Below are 9,539 nucleotides of genomic sequence, written 5' to 3' on the forward strand. Positions count from 1 at the left end.
GCCGGTTCCGGCCGAGGCCAACGCACTGCCGCCGTCGAACGACCCGCTGGGCGACCTGGCCCGCGCCCGCTCGGGCGGCGGCTCCGGCAGCACGACCACCGCGTCGGCCGCGCCGAGCAGCAGCAGCGCCGCCAGCAGTTCGGGCGCCGATCCGTTCATGTACTTCGTGCAGGCCGGCGCCTTCCGCACCACCGACGACGCCGAGGCGCAGCGTGCCAAGCTGTCGCTGATGGGCGTGGAAGCCAAGGTCACCGAGCGCGAGCAGGCGGGCCGCACCGTCTACCGCGTGCGCGCCGGCCCGTTCAACAAGAAGGACGAGGCCGACCGCCTCAAGGCGCGGCTGGACGGCGGCGGCCTGGAGTCGGCGCTGGTCCGCGTGCAGCGCTGAAGCCGCCCGCGAGCGGCGGCCACGATTAGCCTTTAAGCTTCGCCGCGCGGCATTTGCCGCCACCATTCGTTGCCTTGGGCGCGCCGTGGGCGGGGGAACTCCCCGCCGCGCGCCGGCTCAGTCTGCGGTACCAACTGGAGAACCCTTTCAATGAAACGTCGTGACTTTTCGCTGGCCGCCACTTCGCTCGGGCTGTTGTCCCTGGCCGCCAACCCGGCCCACGCCCAGGCGCGCGCGCCAAGGCCGGCACCGAGTACCTGGTGCTCGACAAGCGCGTGCCCGTCGATGCGCCGGCCGGCAAGATCGAAGTGGTCGAGTTCTTCTCGTACAACTGCCCGCACTGCAACGACTTCGAGCCCACGCTCGAAGCCTGGGTCAAGACGGCCCCGAAGGAAGTCGCCTTCCGCCGCATCCCGGTGCCTTTCGTGGGCAACGACGTCGAAGCCAAGCAGCGCCTGTACTACGCGCTCGAGGCCATGGGCAAGGTCGACGAATACCAGCCGAAGGTGTTCAACGCGATCCACGCGCAGCGCCAGAACGTGAACGGCGACGCCAACATCATTGCCTGGGCCGCCGCCAACGGCCTGGACGGCGCCAAGTTCAAGGAAGTCTTCACCTCGTTCGGCGTGGCCAGCAAGGCCAAGCGCGCCTCGCAGATGACCGACGCCTACAAGGTGGCGGGCGTGCCGGCCATGGCCGTGGCCGGCCGCTGGTACGTGGACGGCGAAACCGCCGGCAGCATGGCCAAGGTGCTGCAGGTCGTGAACTACCTCGTCGGCGAAGCCAAGAAGGGCTGACCCCCAGGCTGCGCGCACTTCTTCGCGGCGCAGCGCCAGCCCCTTGCAAGGGGCACATCGGTGGCCCGCTTCGGCGGGCTTTTTCATCTGTACGTGCAGGCTGACGCCGTCAGCCGCATACAATGCCGAGCAAGTTTCGTGCCTCTATGACAACGCATTCTTACTCCACCACCCCTTTCCTTCGTCGCATCGGCCGCCTGGCCGTCGGCGCGCTGTTGCTGGCCGGCCTCGCCTCGGGCGCCCTGGCCGAGACCGCCGACCGCAGCAAGCCCATGAACATCGAGTCGGACGCCATGCGTTACGACGACCTCAAGCAGACGAGCGTGTTCACCGGCAACGTGCTGGTAACCAAAGGCACGATCATCATCCGCGGCGCGCGGCTCGATGTGCGCCAGGACGCCGAGGGCTACCAGTACGGGGTGGTCACTGCGGCGCCCGGCAAGCGCGCCTATTACAAGCAGAAGCGCAACGCGCCCGACGAGTGGATCGAGGGCGAGTCGGAAGTCATCGAGTACGACAGCCGCGCCGACAACGTCAAGTTCATCCGCAACGCCGAAATGCGCCGCCTGCTCGGCTCCACGCCGAACGACGTGAGCACCGGCGCCCTGATCGTCTACGACCAGAGCAACGACACCTACACGGTCAACGGTTCGACCGTGCCGCCGAACACCGCCGTCAACGCGTCGTCCCCGGGCGGCCGCGTCAAGACCATCCTGACACCCAAGGCCGCCACGCGCCCGTGCCCGGCGCACCGGCCGGCGCCAAGCCCGCCGCCCCGGCCGCGCCCGTGCCGGCGCCCGGCACCGGCCTGCGTTCGACCACCACGCTCGGTGGCGAGGGAGAAACCCGCAAGTGATCGAAACCGCTGGTACCCAGGAAGCCAATGGCGCGCCGGGCAGTCGCCTGGTCGCGCGCGGCCTGAAGAAGAGCTACGGCAGCCGCACGGTCGTCAAGGACGTCTCGCTCGACGTGCAGAAGGGTGAAGTCGTCGGTCTGCTCGGCCCCAACGGCGCCGGCAAGACCACCTCGTTCTACATGATCGTCGGGCTGGTGCGCGCCGACGCCGGCGACATCACCATCGACGGCGAGCCCATCGCCCACATGCCCATCCACCGCCGCGCGCGCATGGGCCTGAGCTACCTGCCGCAGGAAGCCTCGATCTTCCGCAAGCTGACGGTCGAGGAAAACGTGCGCGCCGTGCTCGAGCTGCAGCACGAGCCCGACGCCAACGGCAAGCTGGCGCCGCTGTCGAAGCAGCACATCGAAGAGCGCCTGTCCGAGCTGCTGGCCGACCTGCGCGTGGACCACCTGCGCGACTCGCCCGCGCTGGCGCTGTCGGGCGGCGAGCGCCGCCGCGTCGAAATCGCGCGCGCGCTGGCCACCCAGCCGCGCTTCATCCTGCTGGACGAGCCCTTTGCCGGTATCGACCCGATCGCCGTCATCGAGATCCAGCGGATCATCAGCTTCCTGAAGGAGCGCGGCATCGGCGTGCTCATCACCGACCACAACGTGCGTGAAACGCTGGGCATCTGCGATCACGCGTTCATCATCAGCGACGGGCACGTGCTGGCACAAGGCACGCCCTCGGAGATCGTCGACAACGCCGAGGTACGCAGGGTGTACCTGGGCGAACACTTCCGCATGTAAGGAAGGGTCGGGTTCTCCATGAAGCAAGGGCTGTCCCTTCGCGTCTCGCAGCATCTGGCGTTGACGCCCCAGCTGCAGCAGTCGATCCGCCTGCTTCAACTCTCCACGCTCGAGCTGAGCCAGGAAGTGGAGCAGATGCTCGACGAGAACCCGTTCCTGGAGCGCACGGCGGAAGAAGCCGCGCGCGAGGAGTTCGGGCTCGACGCCGTCGACACGCCCGTCCCGCGCGCGACGAGGCCGGCGAGTCGGGTGAAGGCGACTTCACCCCGCCGCCCACGAGCACGTCGAGCACTTCCTCCGAGACCAGCACCACCACCACTACGGCCGATGCCGACGGCCCCGCCGCCGAAATCACCGAGCGCGAGCCCGACTGGGAGGGCGACGGCACCGTCGACATGGCGCCCGACGACAGCGAGTGGGGCAGCGACGCCCCCGCGCGCCAGAACAACCTGGGCGACGACGAGCGCGCCGACGCCACCGAGCTGGCGCGCAGCCAGGAGTCGCTGCAGTCGTTCCTGCACCGGCAGGCCCTGAGCCTGCGCCTGAACGAGAACGACAGCGCCGCGCTGCGCTTCCTGATCGAATCGCTCAACGACGACGGCTACCTCGAAGATTCGCTGCCCGCGCTGGCCTCGGGCCTGGCCGGCGACGACAACGACCAGTTCGACGACCTCGTGCACCACTTCCAGGTGGCGCTCGGCCTGCTGCAGAGCCTGGAGCCCGTGGGCGTGGGCGCGCGGGACCTGGGCGAGTGCCTGAGCATCCAGTTGCGCGCGCTGGCGGCCGAAGACGCCAGGCAAGCCAAGGACGCGGAAGGCGAGGAACAGGCGCAGGTCTACAAGATCGCCATCGCCATCTGCAAGCAGCCGATGGAGCTGCTCGCGCGGCGCGACTTCAAGCGCCTGGCCACGCTCACCCGCAGCAGCGAAGAGCTGGTGCGCCTGGCGCTGCAGATCATTGCGCGGCTGGAGCCCAAGCCGGGCCGGCGCTTTGTCGACGTCGAGCGCAACATCGTCATTCCTGACGTGATCGTCACCAAGACGGGCCGCGGCACCAATATCAAGTTCCGCGTCATGCTGAACCCCGAAGTCATGCCGCGCCTGCGCGTGCACGACATCTACGCCGGCGCGCTCAAGTCGCACAAGGGCGAGGGCAGCCAGGCGCTGTCGCAGCGGCTGCAGGAGGCGCGCTGGTTCATCAAGAACATCCAGCAGCGCTTCGACACCATCCTGCGCGTGAGCAACGCCATCGTCGAGCGGCAGAAGAGCTACTTCGTGCACGGCGAGCTGGCCATGCGCCCGCTGGTGCTGCGCGAAATCGCCGACGAGCTGGGCCTGCACGAGTCGACCATCTCGCGCGTGACCACCGCCAAGTACATGGCCACGCCGTTCGGCACGGTCGAGCTCAAGTACTTTTTCGGCTCGGCGCTGGGCACCGAGACCGGCGGCAACGCGTCGAGCACGGCGGTGCGCGCGCTGATCAAGCAGTTCGTGAGCTCCGAGAGCATCAAGAAGCCGCTGTCGGACAGCCAGATTTCCGAGATGCTGAAAGAGCAGGGCATCGAGTGCGCGCGCCGCACCGTCGCCAAGTACCGCGAAGCGCTGCGCATCGCGCCCGCCAACCTGCGCAAGGCGCTGTAGAAAGCCACCGATGAGCCCTCACCCGATGTCGCGCTGGAGGCATTGGGTTGCCGCCTTGCTGGCTGTACTGCTGGCCGCCGGCTGCGCCACCTTGCCCGACGAGGCGCCGCGCCCGCCCACCCAGGCCATGGCGGTGTCGGCCGACACCGCCCTGGGCAAGCTCGCGCTGGCCTCCCAGCCCGACCCCGACCTCAGCGGCTTCCGGCTCATGCCCGGCGGCGACTTTGCCTTCGACACCCGCATCCAGCTCGCGCGCCGCGCCCAGCGCACGCTCGACGTGCAGTACTACCAGATCGAGAACGACGAGACCGGCCGCTACCTGCTGCGCACCCTGCGCGACGCCGCCCAGCGCGGCGTGCGCGTGCGGGTGCTGATGGACGACCTCTACACCTCCGGCGAAGACGAGCTGCTGCTCGGCTTTGCCGCCACGCCCAATGTCGAGCTGCGCCTGTTCAACCCGTTCCCGGCCGGGCGCGGCAGCCTGCTGAAGCGCTTCGCCGCATCGCTGTTCGACTTCAGCCGCGTCAACCGCCGCATGCACAACAAGCTGTTCATCGCCGACGGCGCGATGGCGGTGGCGGGCGGGCGCAACATCGGCAACCAGTACTTCACGCGCACGGCGGGCGAGAATTTCCTCGACCTCGACACCTTCGTGACCGGTGCGCTCATTCCCCGGCTGGGCCGCCTGTTCGACCAGTACTGGAACAGCATCTACGTTCGCCCCGTGCAGTCGGTGGTCACGACCGGGCTTTCGCGCGAGGAGCTGCAGCGCCGTTTCGACGCGGCCACCGGCCCCGAGACCACCCCGCCGCCGCCGCCGCCCGCGCCCAACGACCTGCTGGGCTACAGCCCGATGGCCGACGACCTGGACGCCGGCAAGCTCGGCCTGATCTGGACCCTGGCCGAGGCCTACGCCGACTCGCCCGAGCGCGTGATCGGCAAGACCGCCTCGTACGGCGGCGTGCCGCTGCTGGACGTCGACAGCGTGCGCTACAACGTGGTCGAGCAGATGCGCCGCGCGCGCGCCGAGGTGACCATCGTCTCGCCCTACCTGATCCCGGGCGCCACGGGGCTGGAGGTGATGCGCGAGATCCGCGGGCGCGGCGTGAAGATCAGCGTGGTCACCAATTCGCTGGCCGCCACCGACGAGCCGCTGGTGCACACCGCCTACCGCCGCTACCGGCCCGACATGCTCAAGCTGGGCGCCGACCTGTACGAGCTGAGCTCCACGCGCACCCGGCGCAGCGTGCGGCTGGGGCTGTTCGGCACCTCGGTCGGGCGGCTGCATGCCAAGTCGGCCGTGATCGACCGGCGCACGCTGTTCGTGGGGTCGATGAATTTCGACCCGCGCTCCGAGTCGCAGAACACCGAGATCGGGCTGATCATCCACAGCCCCGAAATGGCGCAGCAGATGCTCAAGCTGCTCGACGTGCTCAAGCAGCAGGGCGCCTACCGGCTGCGCTTTGCCGAGGGCAGCAACGACAGCCGCCTTGAATGGGTCAGCGACGACGCCGGCAAGATCACCGTGCTGCACGAAGAGCCCGATTCGGGCTTCTGGGACCGCACGATGCTCGAGATCCTGGCGCCGCTGACGCCCGAGAGCCTGCTCTAGTTGCCGCGCACCGCCGACCAGACCAGCCGGATGCCCAGCAGCCCCATCACGCCGCCGGCGGCGCGGTCGATCCAGGCCTTGTAGCGCAGGTAGGCCGAGCGCGGCGCCGCCGAGGACAGCGCCAGCGCGACGATGGCGTACCAGCCCGTCTCGATGCAGAAGATCACCGCCGGCACCGCCAGCGCCAGCACCAGCGGCACCTCGCGCGGCAGGAAGGCCGCGAAGATGCTGGCGTAGACCACCGCCGTCTTCGGGTTGCTGACCTGCGTGGCCAGCCCCAGCAGGAACGTACGCCCGCCGCGGCCCTGCCGGGCGGGGGAGTTACCCACTTCCTGTGTAACGGCCAGCGGCTGGCGCGCGCCGCGCCAGATGCGAAAACCCAGGTAGACCAGGTAGGCGCCGCCGAAGCCCTTGATCGCCAGATACAGCCCCGGCACCGCCAGGAACGCCGCCTGCAGCCCGGCCAGCGCCGCAATGGCAAACACCAGCCCGCCCGCGCCCATGCCCAACGCCGCCGCCAGCCCGTCGCCCCGGGAGGTCACGGCCGTGCGGGCCACCATGACGAAACTGGGGCCGGGGCTCATGGCGCCGACGGCCATGGCGCCGGCGATGCCTAGCAGGGAAAGGGTGTTGTCCATCGTTGAAAACTCCTGAGGGGAAACCCGAAAAGGGTGAACAGCGTGCACAAATGCACGTTGATCGGGGATTGAAAAGTAAACTCTAAGTAGTACTCGAGTTACTTTTGGTTTACATTTTCTCTACCGACTTCCGCGGTGCACAAAATGAAAAATCTCTACGTTCTGGCCATCTGGGCATTGATCTTGTCGTTTTTTCTGAGCTTCTTCTACTGGAGCGACGCACCGCTGGCCGAGCAGATCCTGTTCGGCGCGCTGATGACCATTGCCATGGGCGCATGGATGCTGGTGCTGCTGAATCTCCCGCGCGCGGTGATCGCCGCCCGCAACTGGCTGAAAGCCCCAAAAAACGATAGCGGGGAGCCTCTTGCCGCGGCCCGCCCCCGCAAGACCGTCGCCAGGTAAGCCGGTGTTCTGCCAGCCTCGGGCGCCGGAAGCGCCTAGGGCTGCACGTTGACCGCTTCCACCTGCACCAGCAGCTTGACCTTGTTCTCGAAGCCGAAGTTCAGCCCCCAGGTAATTCCCCAGTCGCTGCGTTCCACCGTGGTCTCGAAGTCGCCGCCGCACACCTGGCGGTTGATCAGCGGGCTCAGGTAGCAGTTGAAGCGCACGGCCTTCAGCGTCACCGGCTTTGTCTGGCCCATCAGCGTGAGCGTGCCCGGCACGTCGGCCACCTTGTCGCCGCTGAAATCGATGCGCTCGGCCACGAAGCGGCCGGTCGGGAATTCCGCCACGTTGAAGAAGTCCTTGCTCTGTACATGGCGGTTGAGCAGGTCCACGCCGGTGTTGATGGAGCTGATGTCCATCGTGATGTCGACCTTGCCGCTGGTGCCGGCGCCGTCGATCTGCACCGAGCCGTCCTTGGTGCTGAAACGTCCCCGGTTGGTGGTGGTGCCGTAGTGGCCCATTTCGTACATCACGAAGGTGTGCGTCGGGTCGACCACGTAGTTGGCATTTTTCTTCGGGCCGCCCGCGGGTTTGACGGCCACCGGCGGCGCCGTGTATTCCTGCGCCGTGGCGGCGGTCACGGCCGCGGCCGACAGCAGCGCGGCAAGGAGGAGCTTCGTCTTCATGGCGGTGGGTGGGGGTGTCATGAACGAGGGGGAGTGAAGTGAGAAAGAGCGGGGGCGCAATGGCGCGGCGCGGCGGTTCACAGCGGCCCCAGGCCCGCGAGCGTGAGCTTGAAGCGCACCTGCACGTCGTTGCCGACCACCGAGGTGTCGGTCCATTCGCCGTCGCCCACCTTGTAGTCGAGCCGCTGGATCGTAAAGCTTCCGGTGGCAACCGACTGGTTGCTGCCCGCCGCCGCAATGCCGACCGGCACCGTCACGACCTTGGTCGCGCCCTTGATGGTGAGCTTGCCCGTCATCTCGAACTTGCCGTCTCCCAGCGCCTTGATCGCGCTCGACTGGAAGGTGGCGTGCGGAAAGTGCGCGGCATCGAACCACGGGGCCTTGGGCAGCTCGGCGTCGCTCATCGGAATGCCGAAGCCGGCGCTGGCCGTGTCGATCTGCAGGGCGACCGTGCCGCCCTCAGGCTTCTTCGGGTCGAAGGCGACCTGGGCGTCGAACTTCTTGAACGTGCCTTCCACCGGCACGCCCATCTGCTTGCTGACGAACACGATCTGGCTCTTGTCGGCCAGCAGTCTGGCGGCCGGCGGCTCGGCGCCGGCAATGCCCGGCGCGAACGCCAGCAGGGCGAAGGGGGCGAGAAGACAGAGGCGCTTCATCCGGCGGATTCCTTGCGTGGCGCGGGCCACATGCGTTTCAACAGACCGTCGCGGTCGATCCAGTGGTGCTTCAGCACCGCCGCCACGTGCAGCAGCGTGACGCCCGCCAGCGTGAAGGCGCAGCCCTTGTGCAGCGGCTGGAGCACCGCCTCGGCAAATGGCTGGTCGACCGGCACGAAGTCGGGCAGCGGCAGCGCGCCGAACCACACGATCGGCATGCCCATCGCGGAGCTGTAGGCCCAGCCCGAAAGCGGCACTGCGAAGAACAGCAGGTACATCAGTGTGTGACTGACACGATAGCCCGCCAGCTGCCAGGGTGACAGGGCGGCCGGCAGCGCCGGTGGCCGGTGGCCGAGCCGCCACGCCAGCCGCAGCGCCGACAGCACAAGGATCGTGACGCCGGCCCATTTGTGCCAGCTGTAGAGCTTCAGGCGCATCGGCGAGAACGGCAGCCCCGTCATGTAGAGCCCCACGCCGAGCGAGCCCACGATCAGGGCCGCGAGCAGCCAGTGCAGCACGATGGCGACGCCGCCATAGCGCGGGTTGCGCGGATCGGCGGCGGGGGAAGAAGAAGGAGTGTCGGCGGACATCGGAGCAGGACCGGCGGCCTGTGCGCGGAGCATATCCCGGAAGCCGTGACACTGTTGCACGGCCCGTGCCAGCAAGCCCAGCGTCTCCGCCCTTCAGCCCCGGGGCAGCGCCTTCAGCAGCATCCCGTGGAGCTCGTCGGGCTGGACCGGTTTGCGCAGCGCATGCCAGCCGCGCTCCATGGCCAGCCGATGTGTCGCCTCGTTGATGTCGGCCGAGATCAGCACGATCGTGAGCGAGGGCTTCTGCCGCTGCAGCCGCTCGGCCAGCGCAATGCCGTCGAGCGCGCCGGGCAGCCGGATGTCGCACAGCGCCGCGTCCAGCGCATGCAGGTCGGCCAGCGCCAGCGCTTCGGCCGCGCTGGCGTACACGCGCGGCGCCACGCCCCATTGGCGCAGCAGCGCCAGCAGGCTGTCGGCGACCACCGCGTTGTCTTCCACCACCAGCACCGCCAGCCCCGGCGGCAGCGTCTGTGCCGTGTCGGCGCCGGCCTGCGGCGCGGG

The 9,539-nt window shown here is 68.4% G+C and carries 10 protein-coding genes and 2 pseudogenes; 7 read left to right on the forward strand and 5 right to left on the reverse strand.

Going from position 1 to position 9,539, the window contains the following annotated elements; genetic code table 11:
- The 6 genes and pseudogenes from BMG07_RS37765 to BMG07_RS37790 all read left to right on the forward strand — a co-directional run.
- Nucleotides 1–388: SPOR domain-containing protein (locus BMG07_RS37765; protein WP_198088775.1), on the forward strand; the 388-nt coding region annotated here is incomplete at its 5' end.
- Nucleotides 389–538: 150 nt separating this feature from the next.
- Nucleotides 539–1,185 (forward strand): annotated as a pseudogene (locus tag BMG07_RS37770) (thiol:disulfide interchange protein DsbA/DsbL).
- A gap of 146 nt (nucleotides 1,186–1,331) precedes the next feature.
- Nucleotides 1,332–2,168 carry a lipopolysaccharide transport periplasmic protein LptA gene (gene lptA / locus BMG07_RS37775; RefSeq protein WP_374221418.1) on the forward strand — a complete coding sequence of 279 codons (837 nt, stop codon included), beginning with the start codon at nucleotides 1,332–1,334 and terminating at the stop codon, nucleotides 2,166–2,168.
- Complete coding sequence (lptB, locus tag BMG07_RS37780; protein ID WP_269759799.1) at nucleotides 2,089–2,832, forward strand: LPS export ABC transporter ATP-binding protein; 744 nt, start codon at nucleotides 2,089–2,091, stop codon at nucleotides 2,830–2,832. Before lptA ends, lptB begins: the two co-directional genes overlap by 80 nt.
- Before the next feature lie 18 nt (nucleotides 2,833–2,850).
- A pseudogene (gene rpoN, locus BMG07_RS37785) lies at nucleotides 2,851–4,472 on the forward strand (RNA polymerase factor sigma-54).
- Between the two features lie 10 nt (nucleotides 4,473–4,482).
- Entirely contained in the window at nucleotides 4,483–6,084 is a 1,602-nt protein-coding gene (locus BMG07_RS37790) for a phospholipase D family protein (RefSeq protein WP_198088777.1), read from the forward strand.
- On the opposite strand, the gene BMG07_RS37795 is transcribed toward BMG07_RS37790, so the two are convergent.
- Nucleotides 6,081–6,722 (reverse strand): LysE family translocator, encoded by a 642-nt coding sequence (locus tag BMG07_RS37795; RefSeq protein WP_198088778.1) that lies wholly within the window; start codon nucleotides 6,720–6,722, stop codon nucleotides 6,081–6,083. The genes BMG07_RS37790 and BMG07_RS37795 overlap by 4 nt on opposite strands.
- Before the next feature lie 144 nt (nucleotides 6,723–6,866).
- On the opposite strand from BMG07_RS37795, the gene BMG07_RS37800 reads away from it, so the two are divergent.
- Nucleotides 6,867–7,124, forward strand: coding sequence for a hypothetical protein (locus tag BMG07_RS37800; protein WP_198088779.1), 258 nt, complete (start codon nucleotides 6,867–6,869; stop codon nucleotides 7,122–7,124).
- Between the two features lie 35 nt (nucleotides 7,125–7,159).
- On the opposite strand, the gene BMG07_RS37805 is transcribed toward BMG07_RS37800, so the two are convergent.
- The 4 genes from BMG07_RS37805 to BMG07_RS37820 form a co-directional block, all read right to left on the reverse strand.
- On the reverse strand, nucleotides 7,160–7,792 hold the full coding sequence (locus BMG07_RS37805; RefSeq protein WP_198088780.1) for a YceI family protein: 633 nt from the start codon (nucleotides 7,790–7,792) through the stop codon (nucleotides 7,160–7,162).
- Nucleotides 7,793–7,869: 77 nt separating this feature from the next.
- The gene (locus tag BMG07_RS37810) at nucleotides 7,870–8,448 is read right to left on the reverse strand and encodes a YceI family protein (RefSeq protein ID WP_198088781.1); all 579 of its coding nucleotides are present in this window, start codon (nucleotides 8,446–8,448) and stop codon (nucleotides 7,870–7,872) included.
- Nucleotides 8,445–9,038, reverse strand: a complete 594-nt coding sequence (locus BMG07_RS37815; protein WP_198088782.1) for a cytochrome b — start codon at nucleotides 9,036–9,038, stop codon at nucleotides 8,445–8,447. The genes BMG07_RS37810 and BMG07_RS37815 overlap by 4 nt, the downstream gene beginning before the upstream one ends.
- 93 nt (nucleotides 9,039–9,131) lie before the next feature.
- Nucleotides 9,132–9,539 (reverse strand): response regulator (locus BMG07_RS37820; protein WP_198088783.1); only part of this gene is annotated, 408 nt, incomplete at its 5' end.

Origin of the sequence: Variovorax sp. E3 (assembly GCF_016082275.1) — a bacterium.
Classification (GTDB): Bacteria; Pseudomonadota; Gammaproteobacteria; order Burkholderiales; family Burkholderiaceae_C; genus Variovorax.

Bases quoted from the DNA above. Each gene is read 5' to 3' on its own strand.
- lptA (WP_374221418.1), top strand. From the start codon at position 1,332: ATGACAACGCATTCTTACTCCACCACCCCTTTCCTTCGTCGCATCGGC.
- BMG07_RS37790 (WP_198088777.1), top strand. From the start codon at position 4,483: ATGAGCCCTCACCCGATGTCGCGCTGGAGGCATTGGGTTGCCGCCTTG.
- BMG07_RS37795 (WP_198088778.1), bottom strand. From the start codon at position 6,722: ATGGACAACACCCTTTCCCTGCTAGGCATCGCCGGCGCCATGGCCGTC.
- BMG07_RS37800 (WP_198088779.1), top strand. From the start codon at position 6,867: ATGAAAAATCTCTACGTTCTGGCCATCTGGGCATTGATCTTGTCGTTT.
- BMG07_RS37805 (WP_198088780.1), bottom strand. From the start codon at position 7,792: ATGAAGACGAAGCTCCTCCTTGCCGCGCTGCTGTCGGCCGCGGCCGTG.
- BMG07_RS37810 (WP_198088781.1), bottom strand. From the start codon at position 8,448: ATGAAGCGCCTCTGTCTTCTCGCCCCCTTCGCCCTGCTGGCGTTCGCG.
- BMG07_RS37815 (WP_198088782.1), bottom strand. From the start codon at position 9,038: ATGTCCGCCGACACTCCTTCTTCTTCCCCCGCCGCCGATCCGCGCAAC.